Raw genomic sequence first — 25,431 nt, 5'->3', positions numbered from 1 at the left:
TGTGCACGATCTGCGGCATGGATCTGCACGAGGACGAGCCCGCGCGCGACCCGCGGGTGCGCCGCACCCGCGCCGCCGTGCTGAAGGCGGTGTTCGACCTCGTCACCGAGCGCGGCACGACGGCGGTCACGGTGTCCGAGATCGCCGAGGCCGCGGACGTCAGCCGCCGCGTCGTCTACCAGCACTTCGGTGACCTCGACACGGTGCTGCTGGAGACAGGGCTCGACCTCGCCCGGCGTGAGCTGCTCCCCCGCCTCACCGACTTCCGGGAGGTCGTGGACGGGCGGGCGGAAACCGTCGTCATGGCCCAGCACTTCGCCGACCACAAGGTGTTCTACCGCGCGCTGCTGACCGGCTCCTGCGCCTACGCGCTCGACCGGGGGCTGATCAGCCTGCTCCTGCCGGTCAACCGGCAGGGCATCGAGCGCCTGTACGGCGACCGGCTCAGCGCGCAGGCCGTCGACGACCTCGCCGCCTTCATCACCGGCGGCGCGGGGTCGTTCGTCACCGCCTGGGTGATCGAGGGCGCGCACGATCCGGAGGCGTTCACCGACCGGTTGATCGCCGTGATCTCCGCACTGATGGAGGTTCGATGATCAGCCATCTCGTCCAGCGCATGATGAAGCTCTCGCCGCCGCCGACCCGCGACGTCGTGGTGCAGAAGGACTTGCGGGTACCGATGCCCGACGGCGTCGAGCTGCTGGCGGACCGGTGGACGCCGCGCTCCGGCGGCGACGGGCTGCCGACCGCGTTGATCCGCTCCCCGTACGGCCGGCGCATGTTCGGCCAGCTCCTGGCGCGGCCGCTCGCCGAACGCGGGTACCAGGTGGTGATCCAGAGCGTGCGCGGCGGCTTCGGTTCCGGCGGCACGTTCGATCCCATGACCCAGGAACGGGCAGACGGGCTCGCGACCCTCGACTGGCTGGTGTCGCAGCCGTGGAGCGATGCGATCGTGCTGTACGGGGTGAGCTACCTCGGGCACGTGCAGTGGACGGTCGCCGACCAGCTGCCGCCACAGGTCAAGGCGATGATCCCGGTCGTGACCGAGTCGGCGCTGACGCTCGAGTTCCTGCGCTCCGACGGCATGTCGCTGGAGACGCCGTTCGGGTGGGGCGTGCTGGTCGGCACCCAGGAACTCCCGCTGGCGATGCTGCGCAAGCCGTTCCAGGACAAGAAGACCGCGCGAGCGCTGCGGACGCTGCCGCTGGCCGAGGCCGACATCGCCGCGCTGGGTTCGCGCTCCGCCTACATCCAGGACGTTCTCACCCACGACGCGGATTCGCCGCGGTGGGAGGGGGTGGACCACAGCCACCGGGTCGCGAACGTCACCGTGCCGGTCAGCTCGATCGGTGGCTGGTACGACATCTTCCTGCCCGGCCAGCTGCGCGACTTCCAGGTGCTGCAGGACAACGGCCGTGCCGCCCGGCTCACCGTCGGGCCGTGGACGCACGCGGAGTTCACCTCCACGCCGATCGACGAGGCCGTGGAGTTCGGTCTCTCCCACGCGCGCGGCGAGCAGCCGCCGGACCGCGCACCGGTGCGGCTGTACGTGATGGGTGAGGAAGCCTGGCGCTCGTTCGACTCGTGGCCACCCGCCGGGTACTCACCGACGCGGTTCCACCTCGGCTCCGGCGGTTCGCTGACCACGGAGGCACCGGCCGAGTCCGCTGTGGACTCCTACCGCTACGACCCGGCGGATCCCACGCCGGCGGTGGGCGGTGTGCGTTTGGTGCAGGACTGCGGGCGCGTCGACAACACCGCGCTGGAGGCCAGGCCGGACGTCCTCACCTACACGACGCCCGTGCTGGAGTCCGACGTCGAGGTGATCGGCCACGTGAGCGCCGAGATCTGGTTCTCCTCGAGCCTTTCCCACGCCGACGTGTTCGTGCGGCTCTGCGACGTCGACCCCGAGGGCCGGTCGTGGAACGTGTGCGACGGCCTGGTGAGTCTGTCCGACGCCACCGAAAAGCAGAGCGCCGTCGTCCGGTTGTGGCCGACGGCGCACCGCTTCCAGCGTGGGCACCGGATCCGCGTGCAGGTCTCCAGCGGCGCTTTCCCGCGCTACGCCCGCAATCCCGGTACCGGTGAACCACGCGCGACCGCCACGAAGCTGCTCGCGGCCGACCAGACGGTCCACTTCGGACCCGATCAGCCGTCCGCGATCACGCTTCCCGTGCGCTGAACGTCACAGCACGCGGACGGAGACCGCCTGCGGACCCTTGGGCCCCTGGGTGATCTCGAACTCGACGGCCTGGTTGTCCGGGATGCCGTGGAAGTCGTAGCCGGCGACCTCGGACTGGTGCACGAAGAGGTCGGCGCCGCCGCCTTCGGGTGCGATGAAGCCGAAGCCCTTGCTGCCGCTGAACCACTTGATGGTGCCCTGAGTCATTCGCGTGCTCCTTCGGTGGACCGGAACACACTGAGCGCATCCGGGGTGAGAGAGTTCGTGCGCGGGTTCGTGAGCCCGAGCATCAGGAGGAGTTCCCGGCAGTCGCCCACGTCGTGGGAGTGTTCTGCCACTCTGCGGGCTGCCGCACGTTGCTGAACAGCCTCTGCCTGCTCGGCGGCGACCCTCGCCTCGGCGAAGGCGACCGCGGCACCGCGTGCGTGGCCAGACGATCTCGTTGACATCATCCGGGCATCAGCCGCACAGATGAACGCCGAAATCCGTCGGCGGCGAAGAACTGGGGAGGAACGAGGTAGAGCTGATGATCCGGCGGCAAGCCGGTGCTCCTGTCCCCGGCCGGATGTCCACCGGGCCGGACTGGATCGGGGAGCCGCGACGGCGGGCTGCCGACAACTCCGAACCCCGACCGGCCCGACTGTACAGCAGAAGCGCGGCCAATGCGCCGCGCAGTACTGTCTGTGCATGTCGGAAGAACAGGGCGGCCCCGCGGTAGGCCCCACGCTGTCGGAGTGGCGCAAGGCGCGCGCGGAGACCGAACGACACCTCGCCGCGGGCGCCACACCACCCGTCGACGCGGTCTGGGTGCAGCGGCTCGCGGATCTGCTGGCCACCGAGCGGTCCTGGCAGGACCAGTACACCGAGCTGCTCGCGCTGGGCAGCAGCGGAGGCCAGTTCCCGTCGTCCAACCGGTGACGCCTCAGGGCCGTCCCTTGCCCTTGCCGTTCCCGTTGCCCTTGCCGGACTTGCCCTTCCCGCTGCTGACATTCCCATTGTCGCCCTGAACCGGTGGTGGTGGCACGACGGCCGGCTGCTCCACGACCGGCGCGGGAGCCGGCTGCGTCGCCGCGGGCGGGGTGGTGACCGGCGGTGCCGACTCCGCCGGTGCGGCGCGGTGCTGCACGACGAGCCCGGTGCCGACAGCAGCGGCCAGCACCACGACGGACGCGGCGGCGAGCAGTCCGTGTGAACGCCGGGGAACAGGCGCGACGAGAGTCGGTGGGCCCGAACCGCGCAGTGTGTCGGCGCACTCACGCGCGGTAGGACGGCGCCCCGCGGACAAGGACGTCATCAACGCCAGCAGCCGCGCGAGGTCGAAAGGCAGATCGTCCGGGACGACCGGCGGCCGGTGCAGGCGGGCGACAGCGGCCTCGATCTCGGCGCCCTCGTACTCCCGGTGCCCGGTCAGGCACTCCAGCAGCACCAGCCCCAGCGCGTACACGTCCACCGCCGAGGTGATCTTCCCGCCGCGCACCTGTTCCGGCGCCAGATAGGCCGCCGTGCCGACGACCTGGTCCGCCCGCGTCATCCTGGCGCCGTCCGCCAGGCGCGCGAGACCGAAGTCGGCCAGGCGCGGCACGTCGTCATCACCGAGCAGGATGTTGGACGGCTTGACGTCGCGGTGGATGTACCCGTGATCGTGCACATGAGCCAGGGCGTCGGCCAATGCCGCCCCGAGCCGGCGCACCTCGCCGACGTCCATCGGCCCCTGCGCGACGCGATCCCGCAAGGTGCGGCCGTCGACCAGTTCCAGCACCATGAACGGCGTTTCACCGGACGTGCCCGCGTCGTACACGCTCACGAGTCCCGGATGCGACAACATGGCGAGCGTGCGGATCTCGTTGTCGAACCGCCGCACGTCGGTCGCGTCCCGGCCCCGCCGGAACAGCTTGACCGCGACGTCCCGCGCCAGCACGACATCCCTGGCGCGGCGCACCTCCGCCATACCGCCCGTGCCCAGCACCTCGCCCAACCGGTAGCGGTCCGCGAGGAGACGCGTGTCCGACATACCAGAAGGTTCCCCCCCGTACGGGTGATCTAACCCTGGGGCGGAGACTGCTCCATCCGGTGCACGGCCTCAGTCGGCGATCGCGAACGCCGCCTCCAGCGGCGGCAGCGCGGCACGGGCGTCGGCGCCCGCGAACCACATTCCCACCACGAACGCCGACATCGCCTCCAGGTACCGGGCCCTGTTCAGCCCGCCCGCGCGGACCGGCTCGGCCTTCAGGTCACGGATCAGTTCCTCGACCCGCGCCAGCGCATCCGCGTCATCACCGCACAACGGCACGGCCAGCCGGTGCCCGTCGAAGACCCGCTCGTCCGCCGCCCACACCTCGGCCGCACACAGGTTGAACGCCTTCACCACCCGCGCTCCCGGCGCCAGTGCCGCCACCCGTTCGGCGACGGCGTCCTCACCCAGCACCATCATGCCGTCGTCCGGCTCGAAGGCGTTGGCGCAGTCGATCAGCGTCTGGCCGTCGAAGCTCCCTTCTCCCAACACTTCCGTCAGTGCCGGCACAGGCACGGCCAGCAACGTGACGTCGCCGAACTCCGCGGCGGCGCGGACATCCCCGCGCCCGCCGTACCGGATCTCGTGGCCTGCCGCGGCCCAGCCGTTGCCCAGTGCCCGTGCCATCTGTCCCGCACCGATGATTCCGATTCGCATGCCGCAGACGGTAGGAATGCCGAAAGGCACCTGCGGGTGCGCAACGGCGCTGGCAGGCTGAACGCCGTGACGATCGGACAAACCGACCTCGGGCCGTACGGCGACTTCGAGGCCGACTGCCCGGCCAGGATCGCGGTCGACCTCTTCGGCAACTCCTGGCTGACGGTGATCGTCTACACGTTGCGCGACGGCCCGATGCGCCCCGGTGAACTGCGCGCGACCATCGGTCACATCAGCCAGAAGATGCTCACGCAGACGTTGCGCCGCATGGAGAACATGGCGCTCGTGGAGCGCCGCCGTTACGCCGAGGCCCCGCCGCGGGTCGAGTACGAGCTGACCGAGGCGGGACGGGACCTGCTGGTGCCGATCTTCGCGCTCGGCGAGTGGGCCGACCGGCACGGTGACACCGTCCGCACCGCGATGCTGGGGTCGCCCGACGACTGGTGAGCCGCTGTCCGCACTGGCGCCGACAGCGTTCGACCAGGTCCACGAACGAGCCCGGCGAACGGTCCAGCCACGCCGGGCTGATGCCGATGTCGAACCCGTACGTCTCCCGGTTCCACCGCAGCTCGTCCGCCTGCCCCTGCACGGCGGCGTACCGGCGCATGCTCGGAATCATGCGGAAGAAATGCGCGAACGGCTTGAGGAACCTGATCGTGCGTTTGGCCTCCCGCGTGCCGTCCGCGGTCTGCGATGCCAGGTACCGGTCGTAGCTGTGCAGCCGCAGCGCGACCATCGTGGTCGGATGCTTCACCACCCCAACGGATTCCACGTCGGCCCACGGGATCGTCCCGCCGATGTCGATGCCCTCCGGGGTGAGGGTCAGCCGGCGCGTCCTCGCGTTGACGATCACGAGAACGAGCAAGCCACCGAAGAACGCGACCGACAACGCTCCGGCGACGAACGCCCCGGCGTCGCCGGACGACATCAACCACACGCCGGCCACGACGAACACCACGGCGCCGAGCAGGTACAGCGCGAGCTTCCACGGCCTGGGCCGCACCACGAGTCGATCTGCACACGTCGTCACGAAACCCGGATACCCTCGCGTGTTCACCTTTTAACAAATGGACCCGCACATTTGGCCCCTCGCCCGTTTGATCACGCCGTGACTAATGTCGGCTTGCGCCTTACAAGACGCAACCGCCAACAACAACGAGGTGAAAAACGTGCGCGCTATTTCGACGTTCGTGCTGACCGCCGCCGCAATTGTGGCCACGGCGTTGCCGGCCGCGGCACAGGTCGAGGCCGCTGTCGCCCTTCAGTCGCAGGGCCGGCTGGAGGCGCGTGGCGCGGCTGTGACCGTGCCGACGCGGGTGATGTGCCAGAACGGCGCCACCGGGTCGTTGTGGGTGCAGGTCACGCAGAACGTCCGCGGTGAGCTCGCCATCGGTGAGAAATACACGCCGAGCGTTCCGTGCACCGGTCAGTACCACAAGGTCGACGTGACCGTGGTGTCCCGCACGAAGGCGTTCCAGCGGGGCGTCGCATTCACGTCGGCGTCGCTGAACGTGTATCTCCCGCCGGACAAGTCGACCGTTGTCGAGGACGACCGGGAAATGCTGCTCGTCCGGTAGTTCACCGTTTTACGGCACTCGACGCCCTGACCACGAGCTCCGGCTGGAACTTCACGTGCCGGTGCTCGTGGTCCGGTTCGTTCTCGGTGAGCAGCAGCTGGGCGGCGGTGCGGCCCAGCTGCTCGCGCGGCTGGCGCACCGACGTCAGCGGAACGGCGGCGGCCGCGGCGAAGTCGATGTCGTCGTACCCCACCACGGCGAGGTCGTCCGGCACGCGCAGGCCCTGCTGCGTCATCGACTGGAGCAGGCCGAGCGCGAGCAGGTCGTTCGCGCAGAACGCCGCCGTGGGACGGCGGGACGACGGCAGGCCCACCAGCCGCTCCCCCGCGCCGCGACCCTCCGCCACCTGCAGGTCCTTCGTCTCCAGCAACGTCAGCGCGTCCGGCGGCAGGCCCGCGCCGGCCAGCGCGCGCAACGCTCCCTCGTGGCGGTCGCGCACCTGCTGGATCGACAGCGGGCCGCCGATCATGGCGATGCGCGTGTGGCCGGCCTCGATCAGGTGGGTCACCGCGAGCTCGCCGCCCAGCACGTCGTCGACGGCGACCGAGCAGCGCGTCCCGTCCGTGGACTCGCGGTCGACCAGCACCAGCGGCGTGCCGCGTTCGGCGAACTGCGCGCTGGCACCGTCGACCGGGGTGATCAGGATGCCCTCGACGCGCTGCTCGTGCAGCAGCTCCAGGTACTCGCGTTCGCGGCTGTCGTCGGAGGCGCTGTTGCACAGGAACAGCGCGAGCCCCGCCTCCCGTGCCGCGTCCTCCACGCCGCGCGCCACGTCGGTGAAGAACGGGTTCGCCGCGTCGAGCACGACGTAGGCGATCACCCGGCTGCGACCGGCGCGGAGCTGGCGCGCGGACTCGTTGCGCACGAATCCCAGCTCGGCGATGGCGGCCAGGACCCGTTGCCGCGTGGCCGGGGCGACGACGTCCGGCCGGTTCAGCACGTTCGAGACGGTCGCGTTCGACACGCCGGCGTGCTGCGCGACGTCGCGGATGCCCACTGACGGCTTCACGGGCGGCTCCTTTGTTGAAACGTGACAACGAATCGTACCCCGCCTCCCTTGACACAGGGCCTCGGCGCACCCAGAGTGCACGTAACTCAGCCGTTAAAACGTTTCAACATGGAGGAGACGGAAACGTGGACCGACCTCCCGTGGTGGCGCTGGACGAGGTGAGCAAGTCCTTCGGTGCCGTCCGCGCGTTGTCCGGGGTGTCGCTGCGGCTGCTGCCCGGCGAGGCCCACGCGCTGCTCGGGGAGAACGGCGCCGGCAAGTCGACGCTGATCAAGACGCTCGCCGGGGTGCACCGGCCGGACGCGGGCCAGGTGCTCGTCGACGGGTCCGCGCAGAGGTTCTCCGGCCCCGCCGACGCGCTGGCCGCGGGCATCGCGATCATCTACCAGGAGCCGACGCTCTTCGGTGACCTGTCGGTGGCCGAGAACGTCTTCATGGGCCGCCAGCCGCTCGGCTTCGGCCGCCGCATCGACGTCGCCGAGATGCACGCCCGCACCTCGGAGTTGTTCTCCCGTCTGGGCGTCCGGCTCGACCCGGCCCGTCCGGCGCGTGGACTGTCCATTGCGGACCAGCAACTGGTGGAGATCGCCAAGGCGTTGTCGTTCGACGCCCGCGTGATCGTGATGGACGAGCCGACAGCGGCTCTGTCCGCCCACGAGGTGCAGCGCCTCTTCGGTGTGGTGCAGGCACTCCGCGACCAGGACGCCGCGGTGCTGTTCGTGTCGCACCGGCTCGACGAGGTGTTCGCGTTGTGCCAGCGGGCCACGGTGTTGCGCGACGGCGAGTTCGTCTGGTCCGGCTCACTGGAGGGTGAGACCCCGGACTCCCTGGTGCGCCGCATGGTCGGCCGCGAGCTGTCGCAACTGTTCCCCAAGGAGGACACGACCGCGGGCGACGTGCTGCTGTCGGTGCAACGGCTCACCCGCGAAGGCGTGTTCACCGACGTGTCGTTCGACGTCAGGGCGGGCGAGATCGTCGCGCTGTCCGGTCTGGTCGGCGCCGGGCGCAGCGAGGTCGCGCGGGCGGTGTTCGGCATCGACCGTCCCGACGGCGGTGCCGTCGTCGTGCGCGGCCGGAAGCTGAAGTACGGCTCCCCCACCGCCGCGATGGCCGCGGGCATCGGGTTCGTGCCGGAGGACCGCCGCCAGCAGGGCCTCGTGATGGACGCGTCGATCGAACGCAACACCGCGCTCGCGTCGCTGGGCCGGCTCTCGACCTTCGGGTTGCTGCGGAGGCGTTCCGAACGCGCGCTGGCCCAGGACTGGGCGGTGAAGCTGCGGCTGAAGTTCGCACGGCTGAGCGACCCGGTCGGCGTGCTGTCCGGCGGCAACCAGCAGAAGGTGGTGCTGGCGAAGTGGCTGGCGCGCAAGCCTTCCGTGCTGATCGTCGACGAGCCGACCCGCGGGATCGACGTCGGGACGAAGGCGGAGGTGCACCGGTTGCTGTCGGAGCTCGCCGGGCAGGGCGTCGCGGTGCTGATGATCTCGTCGGAGCTTCCGGAGGTGCTCGGGATGGCCGACCGCGTGCTGGTGATGCACGAAGGCCGGTTGGTGGAGGAGCTTTCACGGGCCGAGGCGACGGAAGAGCGGGTCGCGATGGCGGCAGCCGGACAGGCGGTGACGCGATGACTGCTCAACTCGACACCACGACCGCCCCACCCTCCGCACGCCGCACCGCAGCCCGCCGCCTCTCCACCCGAGTGGGGCGCGTCCGCGAGCTCGGCATCGTCGTCGCCCTCGCCCTGGTGGTCATCCCCACCGCGGTTGTGAACCCGAGGTTCATCCAGGCCCAAAGCCTGCGCGACCTCCTCCTCAACGCCTCGATCGTCGCACTCCTGGCCGTGGGCCAGACCCTGGTGGTGGTGACCAGGAACGTCGACCTGTCCGTGGGTTCGGTCCTCGGTCTGTCCGCCTTCCTGACCGCGCAGCAGTTCGCCGACCACCCCGGCACCCCGCTGCTCGCGGGCATCGGGCTCGGTGTCGCGATCGGCCTGGCGTGCGGCCTGCTCAACGGTCTGCTGGTGGCACTCGGCAACGTGCCCAGCCTCGTCGTCACCCTCGGCACGCTCTACGTGTTCCGCGGCGTCGACTACGCGCTGGCCCAGGGCAGGCAGGTCAACGCCGCCAACCTCCCCGACGCGCTCCTGGACCTCGGCAGCAGCCGCGTCCTCGGCATCCCGGTCCTCGTGCTGATCACCGTCGTGGTCATCGCGGTCGCCGCGGTCTACCTCCGCTCCTACCGGTCCGGCCGCGAGCTCTACGCGATCGGCTCCAACCCGGAGGCCGCCACCCTGGCGGGCATTCCGGTCGCCAGACGCACGCTCACCACGTTCGTCCTCTCCGGACTGATCGCGGGACTCGCCGGCGCGCTCTGGGTCGCGAGGTACGGCACGGTCGACGCGGCCGCGGGCACCGGACTGGAGCTCCAGGTCGTCGCGGCGGTAGTCGTCGGCGGTGTCGCGATCTTCGGCGGATCCGGGACCGTGGCTGGTGCCGCGCTCGGCGCGCTCCTGCTGGGCACGATCACCAGCTGCCTGGTGGTGCTGCAGATCCCCGCCTTCTGGCAGCAGGCGATCGCGGGCGCGCTCCTGCTGAGCGCCATCACCGTCGACCGGCTGCTCGCACTGCGACTCGCGAAGGCCTTGCGCACCTCGGAAGGGACCAGCCATGCGTAACCTCCTGCGGTGGGAGACCGCGCTGGTGTTCCTGCTGATCGTCGTGGCGCTGACCGGCCAGGTCAGCACGGACGGGTCGTTCCTGTCCGGCGGCAACCTCTTCTACCTCGGCCTCGACATCGGCGAGATCGCGCTCATCGCGCTGCCGCTGACGCTGGTGATCGTCGCGGGCGAGATCGACCTGTCCGTCGCCTCCGTGCTGGGCCTGTCCAGCGCGTTGATCGGCTGGCTGTGGAACGCGGGCTGGCCGCTCGAGACGATCCTGCCGACGGTCGTCGTGGCCGGCGCGCTCTGCGGGGCGTTCAACGGGTTGCTCATCACGAGGCTCGGCCTGCCCAGCCTCGCCGTCACCATCGGCACGCTCGCCCTCTACCGGGGCCTCGCGCTGGTGGTGCTCGGTGACACGGCGGTCGCGGACTTCCCGGCGAGCTACACGGCGTTCGGCACGACGCCGGTGCCGGGCACGAACATCCCGTACCCGATCGTGCTCGCGGCCGTCCTCGCCGTCCTGTTCGGGATCGCGTTGCACGCCAGCTCGTTCGGCGGGTCCGTGTACGCGATCGGCGCCAACGAGGAGGGCGCGCGCTTCTCCGGCATCCGGGTGAAGCGGATCAAGCTGACCCTCTTCGTGCTCGCCGGCGCGGTGGCCGCGATCGCGGGCATCGTCTACACGTTCCGCTTCTCCAGCGCCCGCGCGGACAACGGCGTCGGGCTCGAGCTCGCCGTCGTCGCCGCCGTCCTGCTCGGCGGCGTGTCCATCTTCGGCGGCAAGGGATCGCTCTTCGGCGTGCTCGCCGGCGTGCTGCTGCTGGGCGGTCTGCGCAACCTGCTCATCCTGCAGGACACCTCCACGGAGGTGCTCACCATCGTCACCGGCCTTCTGCTGCTGGTGAGCGTTCTCGCTCCATCCGTCACCCGTCGCGTCGGAAGTCTGAGGAAGGCAACGCCATGAACACACGTCTAGTGCTCGCCCTGGTGGTGTCCGGGGCCGTCGCGCTCACCGCCTGCGGTGGCACCACGAAGGACAGCGCGGGCCAGCAGACCGGCGGCGCCACCAACGCCGCGAAGGCCGACCCGAACGCGGCGCTCAAGGAAGGGCTCAAGATCACCTTCCTGCCCAAGCAGGTCAACAACCCGTACTTCACCGTGGCGCAGAAGGGCGCGGAGAGCGCGGGCACGGCGCTCAAGGCAGAGGTCAAGGCGACGGGCCCGTCCGACGCCGCCGCGAGCTCGCAGGTCACCTACATCAACACCGCCGCGCAGCAGAAGCAGGACGCGCTGGTGATCTCCGCGAACGACGCCAACGCCGTCGCGCCCGCCCTCAAGTCGGCGCGCGGTCAGAGCCTCAAGGTCGTCACGTTCGACTCCGACGCGGCGCCCGACGCCCGTGACGTCTTCATCAACCAGGCCACCTCGCAGGAGATCGCAGCCGGCCAGGTGAAGCTGATCTCCCAGGCGATCGGCGGCAGCGGCGAGATCGCGATCCTGTCGGCGACCCCGAACGCCACCAACCAGAACGCGTGGATCGAGGTCATGAAGGCCGAGCTCGCCAAGCCCGAGTACTCCGGCCTCAAGCTGGTGGAGACCGCCTACGGCAACGACGAGGACCAGACGTCGTTCCAGAAGACCCAGGGCCTGCTGCAGGCGCACCCGAACCTCAAGGGCATCATCTCGCCCACCACCGTCGGCGTGGCCGCCGCGGCTCGCTACCTCAGCTCGTCGGAGTACAAGGGCAAGGTCCAGCTGACCGGTCTCGGCACGCCGAACCAGATGCGCAAGTTCGTGCAGGACGGCACGGTCAAGGACTTCATGCTGTGGGACCCGAGCAAGCTCGGCTACCTCGCCGCCTACGCCGCGGCCGCGCTCGCGTCCGGGCAGATCACCGGTGCCCAGGGCGAGAAGTTCAAGGCGGGTGACCTCGGCGAGTACACGATCGGCGCCAAGGGTGAGATCGTGCTCGGCCCGCCGACCGTGTTCAACAAGGACAACATCGAGAAGTTCGACTTCTGACATGCGGATCTGCTTCACCCTGCGGGTCCGGCCCGACCGGATCGACGAGTACAAGGCACGGCACCGCGAGGTGTGGCCCGAGATGCGGGCCGCCCTCAGCGAGGCGGGATGGCACAACTACTCCCTCTTCCTCGCAGAGGACGGCCTGCTGATCGGCTACCTGGAGTGCGACGACTTCCACGCGGCGCTCGCCGAGATGGCGCGCACCGAGGTCAACGCGCGGTGGCAGGCCGAGATGGCCGGGTTCTTCGTCGGTGACGGCAACGCCGACGAACGGATGCGGCCGCTGGACGAGGTCTTCCACCTCGATTGAGCTTTTGGGGAGAACAGTGATGAGTGTGAAGGCCGCTCTGCGCGAGCAACGGATCGAAACCCCCTCCTGGGCCTACGGGAACTCGGGGACGAGGTTCAAGGTGTTCGCGCAGCAGGGAGTTCCACGCACGCCGTACGAGAAGATCGACGACGCGGCGGTGGTGCACCGGCTCACCGGTGTCGCGCCGACCGTCGCGTTGCACATCCCGTGGGACAGGGTCGACGACTACGGCAAGCTGGCCGAGTACGCGCGGGACCGCGGGGTCGCGCTCGGTGCCATCAACTCGAACGTCTTCCAGGACGACGACTACAAGCTCGGCAGCGTCTGCCATCCGGACGCCGCCGTGCGGCGCAAGGCGATCGGGCACCTGCTCGAGTGCGTCGACATCATGGACCAGACGGGCTCGCAGGATCTGAAGCTCTGGTTCGCGGACGGTCTCAACTACCCCGGCCAGGACAACATCCGCGCCCGCCAGGACCGGCTCGCCGAGGCGCTGCAACAAACCTACGCGCGGCTCGGCGATCACCAGCGGATGCTGCTGGAGTACAAGTTCTTCGAGCCCGCCTTCTACACGACCGACGTGCCGGACTGGGGCACGGCGTACGCGCACTGCCAGCAGCTCGGCGAGAAGGCCCAGGTCGTGATCGACACAGGGCACCACGCACCGGGCACGAACATCGAGTTCATCGTGTCGTTCCTGTTGCGCGCGAACAAGCTCGGCGCGTTCGACTTCAACTCCCGTTTCTACGCCGACGACGACCTGATGGTGGGCGCGGCGGACCCGTTCCAGCTGTTCCGGATCATGCACGAGATCGTGCTGGCCGACGCGCTGAAGCCGGCCGCCGGCATCGCGTTCATGCTCGACCAGTGCCACAACCTGGAACCGAAGATCCCGGCGATCATCCGCTCGGTGCTCAACGTCCAGGAGGCCACGGCGAAGGCTCTGCTGGTCGACCACGAGGCTCTCGCGCAGGCACAGCAGGCCGGTGACGTGCTCGGCGCGAACGGCACGTTGATGGACGCCTACAACACCGATGTCCGCCCGCTCCTGCGCGAACTGCGTGAGGAGATGGGCCTCGACCCCGACCCGATGGCCGCGTACCGGCGGTCCGGGTACGCCGAGCAGATCGTCCGTGAACGAGTCGGCGGCGAGGCCGCCGGATGGGGTGCGTGATGGACCAGGTCGAAGCGCTGTTGGGGCGGAGCAACCGGCTGGGAGCCGATCCGCGCAACACCAACTACGCGGGCGGCAACACGTCGGCCAAGGGCGAGGAGCTCGACCCGGTCACCGGGCAGCCGGTGGAGCTGGTGTGGGTCAAGGGATCCGGCGGTGATCTCGGCACGCTGACCGCGTCCGGGCTCGCGGTGCTGCGCCTGGACCGGCTCCGGGCGCTCACCGAGGTGTATCCGGGGGTCGAGCGCGAGGACGAGATGGTCGCCGCGTTCGACTTCTGCCTGCACGGCAAGGGCGGCGCGGCGCCGTCGATCGACACGGCCATGCACGGCCTGGTCGACGCGGCTCACGTCGACCACCTGCACCCGGACGCGGGCATCGCCCTCGCGACGGCCGCCGACGGCGAGGCGCTGGTGAAGGCCTGCTTCGGCGACCGCGTGGTGTGGGTGCCGTGGCGCCGGCCCGGTTTCCAGCTGGGGCTGGACATCGCCGCGGTCAAGCGGGACAACCCGCAGGCCATCGGCGTGATCCTGGGTGGGCACGGCATCACGGCGTGGGGCGCGACGAGCGAGGAGTGCGAGGCGAACTCCCTGGAGATCATCAACACCGCCCAGCGCTACCTCGACGAGCACGGGCGCGCCGAACCCTTCGGCCCGGTCGTCCACGAACCGCTGCCCGAGGAGGAACGCCGGTTGCGGGCCGCCGAGCTCGCGCCCGTGATCCGGGGTCTCGCGTCCACGGACTCCCCGCAGGTCGGCCACTTCACCGACAGCGACGTGGTGCTCGACTTCCTGGCCCGCGAACGGCATCCCGAGCTGGCCGCGCTCGGCACGTCGTGCCCGGACCACTTCCTGCGCACCAAGGTCAGGCCGCTGGTGGTCGACCTGCCGCCGACGGCACCGCTCGAAGATGTCGTGGCACGGCTGGAACAGCTGCACGAGGCCTACCGCGAGGACTACAAGTCCTATTACGAGCGGCACGCCGAGCCGGACAGCCCGCCGATGCGCGGCGCGGACCCGGCCATCGTCCTCGTGCCGGGCATCGGCATGTTCAGCTTCGGCAGGAACAAGCAGACCGCGCGCGTCGCGGGCGAGTTCTACGTCAACGCCATCAACGTGATGCGCGGTGCCGAGTCGGTCTCCCGGTACGCGCCGATCCAGGAGAGCGAGAAGTTCCGCATCGAGTACTGGGCGCTCGAAGAGGCCAAGCTGCAGCGGATGCCGAAGCCCAAGCCGCTCGCCACCCGCGTCGCGCTCGTCACCGGTGGCGGATCGGGCATCGGCAGGGCCATCGCGCAACGGCTGGCCGCCGAGGGTGCGTGCGTGGTGGTCGCCGACCGCAACGGTGACGCCGCACGCGAGGTCGCGGAAGGCATTGGAAACACGGACGTCGCGGTGCCCGTGACCGTCGACGTCACCGACAGCGCGGGCATCGCCGCGGCGTTCCGGGAGGCGTCGCTCGCCTTCGGCGGCGTCGACCTGGTGGTCAACAACGCCGGGCTGTCGATCTCCAAGTCGCTCGAGGCGACCACGGAGGCGGACTGGGACCTGCAGCACGACGTGATGGCCAAGGGCTCGTTCCTGGTCTCCCAGCAGGCGGCGAAGGTCATGCGCGCCCAGGCGATGGGCGGTGACATCGTCTACATCTCCAGCAAGAACTCGGTCTTCGCCGGCCCGAACAACGTGGCCTACGGCGCGGCGAAGGCAGACCAGGCGCACCAGGTCCGGTTGCTGGCGGCGGAGCTCGGTGAGGACGGCATCCGCGTCAACGGCGTCAACCCGGACGGCGTGGTCCGCGGCTCCGGCATCTTCGCGGGCGGCTGGGGTGCCCAGCGCGCGGCCGTCTACGGCGTGCCCGAGGAGAAGCTCGGCGAGTTCTACGCCCAGCGCACCCTGCTCAAGCGCGAGGTGCTGCCAGAGCACGTGGCCGCGGCGGTGTTCGCGCTGACCGCGGGCGAGCTGTCGCTCACCACAGGGCTGCACGTGCCGGTCGACGCCGGTGTGGCCGCGGCGTTCCTGCGATGACCGCCACGGTCGCCGCCGTCGACCTGGGCGCCTCCAGCGGCCGTGTGCTGCTGGGCCGCGTCGGCGATGGCAAGCTGCACACCGAGCAGGTGCACCGGTTCCCGAACGGTCCGGTGCACCTGCTCGGCACCCTGCACTGGGACGTCCTGGCGCTGTACCGGGAGGTGCTCACCGGCCTGCGCCTCGCCGCCGAGCTGGACTCCGTCGGCCTCGACAGCATCGGCATCGACAGCTGGGCGGTCGACTACGGCCTGCTCGACGCTCGCGGCGCGTTGCTGGGCAACCCGGTGCACTACCGCGACTCCCGCACCGAGGGCATCACACCACCGGACGGCCTGTACGAGATCAACGGCCTGCAGTTCCAGCCGTTCAACACGATGTTCCAGCTGATGGCCGAACCGCTGCTGGCGCACGCGAAACAGCTCCTGCTCATCCCGGACCTGTTCTCCTACTGGCTGACCGGCGAGCGCGGCGCCGAGTACACCAACGCCACCACGACCGGCCTGATCGACGTCCGAAGTGGACGGTGGTCGGCCGGGCTGACGCGCGACCTGCCCGCTGGCCTGCTGCCGGACCTGCGTCATCCCGGCGATCCCGCGGGCACGCACGAGGGCGTGCCGGTCACCGCGGTCGGGTCGCACGACACCGCGTCCGCGGTGGTCGCCGTACCCGCCGAGACCGAACGGTTCGCCTACATCTCGTGCGGCACGTGGTCGCTGGTCGGTGTCGAGCTCGGCTCCCCCGTGCTCACCGAGGAGAGCCGCGCCGCCAACTTCACCAACGAGGGCGGCGTCGACGGCACGATCCGCTACCTGCGCAACGTGATGGGCCTGTGGCTGCTGCAGGAATGCCTGCGGACCTGGGACACCGGCCTGGAGCCGTTGCTGCGGGAGGCCGCCGGCGCGCGAGGGTCGGTGTTCGACCCGAACGACCCGGTGTTCCTGCCACCCGGTGACATGCCCGCGCGGATCCAGCGGCAGTGCGGGAAGACCATGACCAGGCCCGAGATCGTGCGATCCGTCCTGGACAGCCTGGCGCTGGCCCACCGCGACGCCATCGCGGACGCCCAGCGGTTGTCCGGCACGGAGGTCGAGGTCGTGCACATCGTCGGCGGCGGCTCGCACAACGAGCTGCTGTGCCAGCTCACCGCCGACGCGTGCGGTCTCCCGGTGGTCGCGGGACCCGCCGAGGCGACCGCGCTGGGCAACGTCCTGGTGCAGGCGCGTGCCGTGGGCGCGGTGCACGGCACGCTCGCCGACCTCAGGACGCTGGTGCGGAAGTCCCAGCCGCTGCGGCGGTATCTCCCCCGCTGAGCAACAGGTAGGCGCTGGCCGTCCACGTGTAGGCGCGGTCGCGCAGGCCCTGGCCGGTGAGCGCGTCGAAGTTCTCGGCGAACCCGGACTTCTCGCACGTGGCCCGGAACCGCGCGCTCACCTCGCCGGCCAGCTCCACCGCGCCACCCCGGCGCAGCCCGTCCTCGATCAGCACGGTGGCCGGGGCCCACACCGGGCCCCGCCAGTAGCCGTCCGCCTCGTAGTAGGGCGAGCTGGGCAGCTCCGTGGCCGGTCCGACCGGCGTCAGGTGCTCGGCGACGCCCTGACACAGCCGGTCGAAGATCTCCCGCGGCAGATGCTCCCCCAGCACGACCGGCATGAGGTCGAGCAGGCTCGCCGTCGCCCGCAGCTCGCCGGACGCCACACCCCGGCTGACGAACCGGTCGCCGTCCCACAGCTCCTCCAGCAGCGCGGCCAGCATCTCGTCGGCCCGCTCCGCCCAGGGAGCGGTGTCACCGAGCTCGGTGGCGAGCACGGCCAGTTCCTTCATCTGCAGCACGAGGAACGCGGCGAGGTCGGCCGACTCCACGAGCCGATCGGCGGCGAACACCGTCGAGTTGTCCCAGCCGCTGTCGTTGCCGTGCTCGTAGTACGGCAGCCGTCGGCCGGGCGCCCGCCGGTGATCGAGCCAGAACGCCGTCCACTCGGACAGCTGGCGGTAGGCCAGTGCGGGGTCGGGCAGCCCGCCGGGCAGCCGTTCCCGCAGACGGCTGAGGGTCCAGCCGTGCACCGGTGGCTTCACGAAGTTGCGCAGCACCTCGGAATGCGTGATCGAGTCGGGTAGCGCGCCCTGCGCGTCCTGGTGGTCGAACACCACCTGGAACTGGTGCCACGCCAGCTCCGGCGCGCCGGGCGCGAGGGCCAGCGCGTTGAAGCAGTGGTCCCAGCTCCACACCTTGTTCATCCAGTGCTTGGACATGAGCACCGCAGGGCGCGTGACGAAGCCGGCCGGATCCACGGTGGCGGACCAGATCACGTAGCAGGCGAGTTCCGCGGCAGGGGCACGCGCCGGTGCCACGGCATCGGTGAACCGGCCGAACGCCTCGCGTGCGGCACTCACCGCGTCGGTGAAGCCGGTGCTGGAACGGAACGGTGGCAGCGCGGTGGTGATCTCCTCGATCACCACCTCCCACGGTTCCTCTCCCAGGACGACCGCGCGGTCAGCGGTCGCGAGCTCCTCGGCGCCGACGTGCTCCGCTTGTCCGGAAAGGACCGTGAGACGGAACCTGTGCCCGGTCTCGTACGACGTGAACACCGCGCCACCCGAAGGTTCAGCGAAGAAGTAGGTGCCCGTGAACGGCGTCAACGTCCGTTCGGCGGCAGCGATGCGCATCCCCAGGCCGCTGCCGGAGATCCGGAGCGTGTCGGGCGAGGCGAAGACGGCCCGGATCTGCGACTCGCCGCTGCGCCACGTGAGCACGGCCGGCTCGGCGATGATCTCGGCGGGCCGCGCGGGTGTCAGGGACAGCACGGCGTGCATGCCGTTGCGGTGCGAGACCACGTGCACGTCCTGCGCGTATCTGGCCAGTCCCACCACCGGCGACAGGCCGAACCACGCGCCGGCACGGCTGAACGGGATCTCCCGCACGGAGAACTCGGTGGCCACGGGTTTCCTTTCAGTCCTTGACGGCACCCGAGGTGACGCCGGCGGCGACGAACCGCTGGGCGACCACGATGAGCACCGTCGCGGGCACGGACGCGACCACGGCGGTGGCCATGATCGAGTTCCACTCCTGGTTGTTGTTGCCGATGTAGCGGTAGATGCCGAGGGTGAGCGGCTGCAGCCGGCCACCCGAGTCGAGCGTGGCCGCGAAGAGGAAGTCCGACCACGCCCACAGGAACGCGAACAGGGCCGCGGTGACGACACCGTTGCGGCTCGCGGGCAGCACGATCGACACGAACGACCGCCACGGCCCCGCGCCGTCGATCGTGGCCGCCTGCAGCACCTCGTCGGGCACGGACGCCATGAACGAGGTGAGGATCAGCACGGCGAACGGCACCGCGATCGTCGAGTCCGCGAGAATCAGGCCCCACACCGTGTTCGTGATGCCGAGCTTGACGTAGATGCCGTAGAAGCCGAGCGCCATGATGATTCCCGGGATCATCTGCGCGACCAGCAGCACGAACCCGAGCGCTCGCCGCCCGGCGGGGCGGAGCTTGGCCAGCGAGTACGCGGCCGGCGCCGCCAGCACCAGGGTCAGCACGACCGTGCCGGCTGCGACGAGCAGGCTGGTGCCCAGATACGGCACCTGCTCGCGCAGCACCCGTTCGTAGCCCTCGGTCGTCGGGTTGACCGGGATCAGGCTGGGCGACTTGCGCATGTCGCTCATCGGCGTGAGCGACACGTTGATCATCCAGTAGACGGGGAACAGCATCACGGCGGTGAGCAGCACGCCGACCGGTGTGCGCCAGGACGTCATGAGAGCTCCTGCCTGCGCTGCACGCGGATGTACAGCAGCCCGGCCACCACGGCGATCAGGATCAGCACGTTGCCGACGGCGGCGCTGGGCCCGAAGCGCGGCAGCATGTTGCCGAACCCGAGTTCGTAGGACCAGGTGGCGAGCGTGGTGGACGAGCCGCTCGGCCCGCCCTTCGTCATGATCCAGATGACGTCGAACACCTTCAGCGTGTAGACCAGCCCGAGCAGCAGGGTGATCGCGGAGACCGGGCGCAGCAACGGGAACGTGACGTGCCAGAACGTCTGCCAGCCGCTCGCACCGTCCAATGCGGACGCCTCGTACACGTCGCGGGAGATGTTCTGCAGACCGCTGTAGAGCACGACGAGGTTGAACGGGATGCCGATCCAGATGTTCGCGATCGTCACCGACACCAGCGACCACTCCGGCGAGGTCAGCCAGTTGACCGGACCGAGGCCCACGACCTTCAGCGCCGCGTTGACCAGCCCCGACTCGCTGTTGAGCAGCCACGCCCACGTCGAGGCCGACACGATCAGCGGCAACAGCCACGGCACGAGGAACAACGCGCGCAGCGTCGCCGACAACCGGAAGCCGCGGGCGAAGAACAGCGCCGCGGCGAGGCCGATCGTGTACTGGAAGAACAGCGAGATCACGGTGAACAGCACGGTGTTGAGCAGCGCCGTGCGGAAGGTCGGGTCGCCGAACACGGTGGCGTAGTTGGCGAACCCCACCAGCGGGGCACCGCCGCTCACGAACGAGCGGACGTTGTACCCGCGGATGCTCAGGTCGACGTTGGTGAACAGCGGGTACGCGTAGCACACCGCCAGGTACGCCACGAGCGGGACGAGGAACGCCCAGCCCGCGAGCCTGGACCGCACTCGCACCTACTTCACCGACGCCTGGGCGTCCCGCAACGCCGCTTCCGGCGCCTTGGCACCGGTGAGCGCGGCCTGCACGGCACCCCACAGCGGCTGCGAGATCCTGGGGTAGCGCGTGCCGAGGTTGTCACCGGTGCGTCCCTTGGCGTTCTTGACCGCCTCGACCCACACGGTGAGCTCCGGCTGGGCGGAGACCTGTTGCTGCTGCACCGAAGGCACGGCCGAGATGTAGGTCAGCGCGGTGTCGGCGGCCAGCACCTTGTCCGGTGCGGTGAGACACGAGGCGATGCGCCCGGCCTTGGCCTCGGTGTCCTTGTTGTCCTGCACCGGCACGGTGACGAACTCGCCACCCGTCGGCGCGGGCGCGGTCCCGCCGGTGCGGCCGGGGATCGGGATGACGCCGTACTCGAAACCGGCCTTCTTCGCGTTGCCCAGCTGCCAGGTGCCGTTCTCGGCGAACGCGTACTCGCCGGTGGCGAACTCCTGCCAGCTGGTCGTCTGGGTGTTGCCGACGACCGAGTTCGGCGCGTACCCGTTGTCCAGCCAGGACTTCCACAGCTCCAGCGCGGCCTTGCCCGACGGCAGGTCGGTCAGCGACGCGCCGGCGCCCCAGAACCACGGCAGGAACTGGAAGCTGCCCTCCTCGGTGCCGATCGCGGAGAAGGTGATGCCCTTCTTGCCAGCGGCCTTCACCTTGGCCAGCGCCGCGTTCAGCGACTCCCAGTCCTTGACCCACGCCGGGTCGACGCCCGCGCCGGCCAGCACCGCCTTGTTGTAGTAGAGCGCCAGGGTGTTCGCGCCGATCGGCACGCCGTAGGTCTGACCGTCGACGGTTCCGGCGGCCACCAGGTTCGGTGAGACCTGCCCGGCGTCGAGACCGGCCTCGGAGTTCGGCTTGAGGACCCCTGCCTCGACGAGCGTGGACACCACCGGGTTGTCGACCACCAGCACGTGCGGCGCGGTGCGCTGCTGGGCCGCGAGCAGGACCTTGCTGGTCAGGTCGGTGGTGTCGTAGGCCTGGCGCTGGATCTTCACGCCGGCCTCGGCGCCGCACTTCTCGATCGTCCTCACCCACTCGGACTCGGCGGTGAACTGCGGGTACGGGTCCCAGACGGAGAAGGTGTCCGGGGTGCCGGCGGTGGGCGCGGACGAGCACGCCGCCACGGACACGACCAGGCCTACCGCGGCCAGCAGACGTGTGGATACAGGTGCGGGGAACATGGGGGTCCTTCCTGGCGGCTGCGCTGACGACAAGAGGTCGAACCGGTTCGATGCCGAGAAGCGGCGCCAACGTAAACCCCCGAGATGATGTCTTGCAAGAGGGAAAGTTCTACGATGGCGGGCAGTCGAACCGGTTCTCAGCAACGGGCCGGAGACAGGAAGCGCGCATGAACATCGGAGAGATCGCCAAGCGGGCCGGGGTGTCCCGCAGCACCGTGTCGTACGCGTTGAGCGGGAAACGGCCGGTGTCCGCGGCGACCGCCCAGCGGATCAACGACGTGATCGACGAGCTCGGCTACCGGCCCAACGCCAGCGCCCGCGCGCTCGCCGAGGGACGCACCCGCACGTTCGGGCTGGTGATACCGCCCGCGAGCACCCGGCTCACCGACGTGCAGCTCGCGTTCGTCGCGAGCGTCGTGGAGGCCGCCGCCGTCCACGACCACGACGTGCTGCTCTCCCCCAGCGGCGGCGACCACGACAGGTCGTTCGAGCGGATCGTCACCGGCCGGCGCGTCGACGGCGTGATCCTGATGGAGATCCTCCTGCAGGACCCGAGGGTCGAGCGCCTGACCAGCGCCGGGCTGCCGTTCGTGACGATCGGCCACGTCGAGGACCCTGCCGCGTCGTGGTGGGTCGACGTCGACTACGCGGGCCTGATCAGCCGCTGCGTCCGCCACCTCGCCGACCTGGGTCACTCCGACGTCGTGCTGATCAACCGGTCCGACGAGCTGGTCGCGGCGGGCTACGGCCCGGCTCTGCGCGCGACGACGGCGTTCGCCGGGACCGCGAGGGAGTGCGGCATCACCGCGCACACGGTGTGCTGCCCGGACGATCCCGCCGCCGGTGTCGCGTGCTTCGAGGAGATCAGGACCCGCTGGCCGGAGGTGACCGCGGCGGTGACGATCAACGAGGCGGCGCTGCCCGGTGTGCAACGCGCCCTGCACAGCGCCGGGCTCGACGTGCCGCGGGACTTCTCCCTCACCGGCGTGATCGCCGACCGGCTCGCCGAGGACTTCCACCCGCCGCTGACCGCCGCGGACGTGCCCGCCGGTGACATGGCCCGGCTGGCCGTCGACCTGCTGCTGGAGCAGATCGGGGACCCGTCCGCGACGCCCCGGCACAGCATGCTGGCGCCGCCGATCACGCTGCGCTCGAGTACCGGGGCGCGCCGCAGGGCGTGAGGCTTGCGAACCGGTTCGACACGCTCAATCCTTGCCTTGTCTGGATGAGTGCGCGTACGTTCTCGACCTGATCGAACCGGTTCGAGCCTCCGTGTCCCTGTTCTCGTTCGGAGTCCCCCATGGTTCAACGGCGAACTGTGCTCGCGCTCGCCGCGACACTCGTCTCGGCCGCCCTGATTCCCAGCACGAGCGCCGCTGCCACCAGCACGCTCACCATCGACCTCGGCGCCAGCACCGGAGCGTTCCACGGCGGCGCCGCGGGTTCGCTCTACGGCGTGTACGGCCCCGGCGTGCCGAGCAATGCGGCGCTCGCCGGCTTCTACCCGAAGACGCTCGCCACCAAGGCCCAGGACGGTCCCCAGCACCCCGGCGCGGACGCGCTCGAGGTGGCCGGGCCGTGGGTGGCCAACGGCGGCGGCGACGTCTACATCTACATGACGGACATCTACCGGGGCTTTCCCTACCAGCGCGCACAGGGTCAGGCCGGCCGGGACGACTTCCGCGCCAAAGTCCAGTCACAAGTGCGGCAGGTGCTCGACTCCGGCCACCGCGACCACATCGTCTACGTGCCGTTCAACGAGCCGGAAGGCAACTGGTACGGCACCGGCCAGTACAGCTACAACAACATCAGCTGGCTCAACGACCCGAAGTACTTCTTCGAGGAGTACAAGCAGATCCACGACCTCATCAAGAGCATGGACCCGAAGGCGCGCATCGCCGGGCCCAACACCTCCCTGCTCTACGACCAGGTCAAGGGCTTCCTCCAGTACTGCAAGGCGAACAGCTGCCTGCCAGAGGTGATGACCTGGCACGAGCTGTCGTCGCCGGACGTGGTGCGCAAGAGCGTGGCGAAGTACCGGGGCTGGGAACGCGAGCTCGGCATCGCGCCCCTGCCGATCAACATCGACGAGTACGCCTACCGCTACCACCTCTCCGTGCCCGGCCAGATGATCCAGTGGATGTCCGCGATCGAGGAGTCCAAAGTGGATGCCGATCTGGCGTACTGGAACATCGACGGCAACCTCAACGACTCGACCGTCGAGGCCAACAAGGGCAACGGCCAGTGGTGGCTCTTCAACGCCTACGGCCAGATGACAGGTGACACGGTGCGCGTCACGCCCCCGTCGCCTGGGCAGCAGTACACGTTGCAGGGCATCGCCACGCTCGACAAGGCCAAGCGCCAGTCCCGCGCCATCTTCGGCGGTGCGAACGGTGCAGCCGACGTGAGGTTCACCAACGTGGACCCCGCCGTGTTCGGCAGGACCGTGCACGCCAGCGTGCGCGAGATCCCGTGGACCGGTCAGGTCGGTGACTCTCCCGAACCGCGCCCGTTGCTGGACACCAGGCTCGCGGTCGCGGCCGACGGCAGCGTGGTGCTCCCGTTCACCGGCATGAAGGAGATGTCGGCCTACCAGGTGATCCTGAGCCCCGGTGCCAGCGGCAGCACGACGGCCGTCTCCGTGCCGTGGAGCCGTACCTACGAGGCCGAGAACGCCCGGCACACCGGCGACGGCTGGAGCCTCAACGGTCCCGAGGGCAGCCCGCAGAACGTAAGCAAGTTCGCCACCTCCGGCAACTACAACGTCGGCGGCCTGCGCACGGGCTCGAACGTCGTGCTGTCGTTCGACGTGGAAGTTCCGCACACCGGCGTCTACGACCTCAGCGTCTTCTCCAGCACGCACAACAAGTACGCCAGTGTCGTACCGCAGGGCCCGACCAACGTCTTCATGCGCATTGACGGCCAGCAACCGCAGGAGCTGCGTCTGCCGGTGTCGTACGCGTGGGTGGTGTGGGATCACACGGACACCCGTGTGCAGTTGAGCGCAGGCAAGCACACCATCACGCTCGCCGCGTCCGACCCGCTGGGCACCACTCGCGGTGACGCGATCATCGACAAGATCGACCTCACCGCCGTCGACGCGAACACCGACGGACGGTCGGTCTACGAGGCCGAGTACGCGGACCTCAGGAGGGCCAAGCCCCAGTACACCGTCTCGAACTCCTCGGGGCCCGGTGTGGCGGCCATCGGAATGGGCGCGTCCGCGACGTTCTGGGTCCACTCGGACCGAGACGGCTACTCGATGGTGTCCTTCGACCACGCCGGCGGCGGTCTCGGGTCGGTGAAGCTCGACGGGCGCAACGTGGACGGCGTTGTCGTCGGCGCGGGAACCCGGTCTGTGCCGTTGTTCCTCTCCGCAGGCATCAACCAGCTCGCGGTCACCGGCACCATCGGCACCCTCCGGCTCGACCGCGTCCGCACCTCCGCCGCGTTGCAGCCCGCACCGGTGAAGGTCGAGGCGGAGAGCGGAACGGTCACCGGCGCGGCCAGGATCAGCACCGGCTTCTCGTTCGCCTCCGGCGGCGTGGCGACCGGTGTCGGCGACGGCCCGGCCAACGCGCTCACGGTCAACGTCAGTGCCACGCGGCCGGGACAGCACATGCTCGTGGTCCGGTACGCCAATGCGCAGGAATCCATTCCCACGCATTACAACCCGGATCCGGTGACCCGGCACGCGGACGTCTCCGTCAACGGGATGACCCCGAAGCGCGTCGATTTCCCGAACACGTTTCACGGCAACCAGTTCCGCGACCTGGGCGTGCCGGTGTGACTGAACGCCGGGGTGAACACGATCAGGTTCACCTCGAAGGAACTGCCCAACTGGGACGGCAGGACGTACAACGAGTACGGCCAGCGCTCGAAGTACGCCCCGGAAATCGACTACGTGACGGTCGCTCCGGTGGTGGGCCGCTCCTGATCAGCGGCGGTTT

General features: G+C 69.8%; 24 protein-coding genes and 1 pseudogene. 16 read left to right on the top strand and 9 right to left on the bottom strand.

Annotated features, from left to right (window positions below; all coding sequences use genetic code 11):
• Positions 1 to 17 precede the first annotated feature (17 nt).
• A complete protein-coding gene (locus ABFX45_RS03185) occupies positions 18 to 596 on the top strand; it encodes a TetR/AcrR family transcriptional regulator (protein ID WP_109639572.1) in 579 nt (192 codons plus the stop codon).
• Complete coding sequence (locus ABFX45_RS03180; RefSeq protein WP_346127435.1) at positions 593 to 2,182, top strand: CocE/NonD family hydrolase; 1,590 nt, start codon at positions 593 to 595, stop codon at positions 2,180 to 2,182. Before ABFX45_RS03185 ends, ABFX45_RS03180 begins: the two co-directional genes overlap by 4 nt.
• Before the next feature lie 3 nt (positions 2,183 to 2,185).
• Here ABFX45_RS03180 and ABFX45_RS03175 read toward each other — a convergent pair whose 3' ends face one another.
• Positions 2,186 to 2,389 carry a cold-shock protein gene (locus ABFX45_RS03175; RefSeq protein ID WP_346127433.1) on the bottom strand — a complete coding sequence of 68 codons (204 nt, stop codon included), beginning with the start codon at positions 2,387 to 2,389 and terminating at the stop codon, positions 2,186 to 2,188.
• Positions 2,390 to 2,869: 480 nt separating this feature from the next.
• Between ABFX45_RS03175 and ABFX45_RS03170 the strand changes: the two genes are divergently transcribed.
• Entirely contained in the window at positions 2,870 to 3,100 is a 231-nt protein-coding gene (locus ABFX45_RS03170) for a hypothetical protein (RefSeq protein WP_109639576.1), read from the top strand.
• 4 nt (positions 3,101 to 3,104) lie between these two features.
• On the opposite strand, the gene ABFX45_RS03165 is transcribed toward ABFX45_RS03170, so the two are convergent.
• Positions 3,105 to 4,193 (bottom strand): serine/threonine-protein kinase, encoded by a 1,089-nt coding sequence (locus ABFX45_RS03165; protein WP_346127430.1) that lies wholly within the window; start codon positions 4,191 to 4,193, stop codon positions 3,105 to 3,107.
• Positions 4,194 to 4,262: 69 nt separating this feature from the next.
• Positions 4,263 to 4,850, bottom strand: a complete 588-nt coding sequence (locus tag ABFX45_RS03160) for an NADPH-dependent F420 reductase (RefSeq protein ID WP_346127428.1) — start codon at positions 4,848 to 4,850, stop codon at positions 4,263 to 4,265.
• A 66-nt stretch (positions 4,851 to 4,916) separates the two neighbouring features.
• Between ABFX45_RS03160 and ABFX45_RS03155 the strand changes: the two genes are divergently transcribed.
• Positions 4,917 to 5,297 carry a winged helix-turn-helix transcriptional regulator gene (locus ABFX45_RS03155; protein WP_109639711.1) on the top strand — a complete coding sequence of 127 codons (381 nt, stop codon included), beginning with the start codon at positions 4,917 to 4,919 and terminating at the stop codon, positions 5,295 to 5,297.
• A gap of 295 nt (positions 5,298 to 5,592) precedes the next feature.
• Here the strand turns inward: ABFX45_RS03155 and ABFX45_RS46320 are convergent.
• A pseudogene (locus ABFX45_RS46320) lies at positions 5,593 to 5,778 on the bottom strand (hypothetical protein); the annotation flags it as partial.
• A gap of 241 nt (positions 5,779 to 6,019) precedes the next feature.
• On the opposite strand from ABFX45_RS46320, the gene ABFX45_RS03145 reads away from it, so the two are divergent.
• Positions 6,020 to 6,427, top strand: coding sequence for a hypothetical protein (locus ABFX45_RS03145; RefSeq protein ID WP_346127424.1), 408 nt, complete (start codon positions 6,020 to 6,022; stop codon positions 6,425 to 6,427).
• A 1-nt stretch (position 6,428) separates the two neighbouring features.
• On the opposite strand, the gene ABFX45_RS03140 is transcribed toward ABFX45_RS03145, so the two are convergent.
• A complete protein-coding gene (locus tag ABFX45_RS03140; RefSeq protein ID WP_233441884.1) occupies positions 6,429 to 7,436 on the bottom strand; it encodes a LacI family DNA-binding transcriptional regulator in 1,008 nt (335 codons plus the stop codon).
• Positions 7,437 to 7,561: 125 nt separating this feature from the next.
• On the opposite strand from ABFX45_RS03140, the gene ABFX45_RS03135 reads away from it, so the two are divergent.
• Genes ABFX45_RS03135 through ABFX45_RS03100 form a run of 8 tightly spaced genes read left to right on the top strand, consistent with a single transcriptional unit; the run spans position 7,562 to position 16,944 of the window.
• On the top strand, positions 7,562 to 9,064 hold the full coding sequence (locus ABFX45_RS03135; protein ID WP_346127421.1) for a sugar ABC transporter ATP-binding protein: 1,503 nt from the start codon (positions 7,562 to 7,564) through the stop codon (positions 9,062 to 9,064).
• The gene (locus tag ABFX45_RS03130; RefSeq protein WP_346127419.1) at positions 9,061 to 10,110 is read left to right on the top strand and encodes an ABC transporter permease; all 1,050 of its coding nucleotides are present in this window, start codon (positions 9,061 to 9,063) and stop codon (positions 10,108 to 10,110) included. The genes ABFX45_RS03135 and ABFX45_RS03130 overlap by 4 nt, the downstream gene beginning before the upstream one ends.
• Positions 10,103 to 11,062, top strand: coding sequence for an ABC transporter permease (locus tag ABFX45_RS03125; protein ID WP_346127417.1), 960 nt, complete (start codon positions 10,103 to 10,105; stop codon positions 11,060 to 11,062). Before ABFX45_RS03130 ends, ABFX45_RS03125 begins: the two co-directional genes overlap by 8 nt.
• A complete protein-coding gene (gene rhaS, locus ABFX45_RS03120) occupies positions 11,059 to 12,120 on the top strand; it encodes a rhamnose ABC transporter substrate-binding protein (RefSeq protein WP_346127415.1) in 1,062 nt (353 codons plus the stop codon). Before ABFX45_RS03125 ends, rhaS begins: the two co-directional genes overlap by 4 nt.
• A gap of 1 nt (position 12,121) precedes the next feature.
• Positions 12,122 to 12,433 (top strand): L-rhamnose mutarotase, encoded by a 312-nt coding sequence (locus ABFX45_RS03115; protein ID WP_346127413.1) that lies wholly within the window; start codon positions 12,122 to 12,124, stop codon positions 12,431 to 12,433.
• A 19-nt stretch (positions 12,434 to 12,452) separates the two neighbouring features.
• Positions 12,453 to 13,607, top strand: coding sequence for an L-rhamnose isomerase (gene rhaI, locus ABFX45_RS03110; protein WP_346127411.1), 1,155 nt, complete (start codon positions 12,453 to 12,455; stop codon positions 13,605 to 13,607).
• A complete protein-coding gene (locus tag ABFX45_RS03105; RefSeq protein WP_346127409.1) occupies positions 13,607 to 15,631 on the top strand; it encodes a bifunctional aldolase/short-chain dehydrogenase in 2,025 nt (674 codons plus the stop codon). Before rhaI ends, ABFX45_RS03105 begins: the two co-directional genes overlap by 1 nt.
• Positions 15,628 to 16,944: a rhamnulokinase gene (locus tag ABFX45_RS03100; protein ID WP_346127407.1), complete on the top strand. Its 1,317-nt coding sequence runs from the start codon at positions 15,628 to 15,630 to the stop codon at positions 16,942 to 16,944. The genes ABFX45_RS03105 and ABFX45_RS03100 overlap by 4 nt, the downstream gene beginning before the upstream one ends.
• Here the strand turns inward: ABFX45_RS03100 and ABFX45_RS03095 are convergent.
• The 4 genes from ABFX45_RS03095 to ABFX45_RS03080 are packed head-to-tail and all read right to left on the bottom strand — an operon-like array spanning position 16,892 to position 21,481.
• The gene (locus ABFX45_RS03095) at positions 16,892 to 18,571 is read right to left on the bottom strand and encodes an amylo-alpha-1,6-glucosidase (RefSeq protein ID WP_346127405.1); all 1,680 of its coding nucleotides are present in this window, start codon (positions 18,569 to 18,571) and stop codon (positions 16,892 to 16,894) included. The genes ABFX45_RS03100 and ABFX45_RS03095 overlap by 53 nt on opposite strands.
• A 10-nt stretch (positions 18,572 to 18,581) precedes the next feature.
• Positions 18,582 to 19,385 (bottom strand): carbohydrate ABC transporter permease, encoded by an 804-nt coding sequence (locus ABFX45_RS03090; protein WP_109639590.1) that lies wholly within the window; start codon positions 19,383 to 19,385, stop codon positions 18,582 to 18,584.
• Positions 19,382 to 20,266 (bottom strand): carbohydrate ABC transporter permease, encoded by an 885-nt coding sequence (locus ABFX45_RS03085; RefSeq protein ID WP_346127402.1) that lies wholly within the window; start codon positions 20,264 to 20,266, stop codon positions 19,382 to 19,384. The genes ABFX45_RS03090 and ABFX45_RS03085 overlap by 4 nt, the downstream gene beginning before the upstream one ends.
• Positions 20,267 to 21,481 carry a sugar ABC transporter substrate-binding protein gene (locus ABFX45_RS03080; protein ID WP_346127400.1) on the bottom strand — a complete coding sequence of 405 codons (1,215 nt, stop codon included), beginning with the start codon at positions 21,479 to 21,481 and terminating at the stop codon, positions 20,267 to 20,269. It lies immediately after the preceding gene.
• Positions 21,482 to 21,531: 50 nt separating this feature from the next.
• Between ABFX45_RS03080 and ABFX45_RS03075 the strand changes: the two genes are divergently transcribed.
• From ABFX45_RS03075 to ABFX45_RS03065, 3 genes are all read left to right on the top strand, one after another.
• Positions 21,532 to 22,662, top strand: coding sequence for a LacI family DNA-binding transcriptional regulator (locus ABFX45_RS03075; RefSeq protein ID WP_346127398.1), 1,131 nt, complete (start codon positions 21,532 to 21,534; stop codon positions 22,660 to 22,662).
• 119 nt (positions 22,663 to 22,781) lie between these two features.
• Complete coding sequence (locus ABFX45_RS03070) at positions 22,782 to 25,271, top strand: hypothetical protein (RefSeq protein ID WP_346127396.1); 2,490 nt, start codon at positions 22,782 to 22,784, stop codon at positions 25,269 to 25,271.
• A 12-nt stretch (positions 25,272 to 25,283) separates the two neighbouring features.
• The gene (locus tag ABFX45_RS03065; RefSeq protein WP_346127394.1) at positions 25,284 to 25,418 is read left to right on the top strand and encodes a hypothetical protein; all 135 of its coding nucleotides are present in this window, start codon (positions 25,284 to 25,286) and stop codon (positions 25,416 to 25,418) included.
• Positions 25,419 to 25,431: the final 13 nt, after the last annotated feature.

Origin of the sequence: Lentzea roselyniae, from assembly GCF_039537795.1 — a bacterium.
Lineage (GTDB): Bacteria > Actinomycetota > Actinomycetes > Mycobacteriales > Pseudonocardiaceae > Lentzea > Lentzea atacamensis.
The sequence above is the reverse complement of the archived record's forward strand: the minus strand, read 5'-3'. Positions and strand labels throughout refer to the sequence as shown.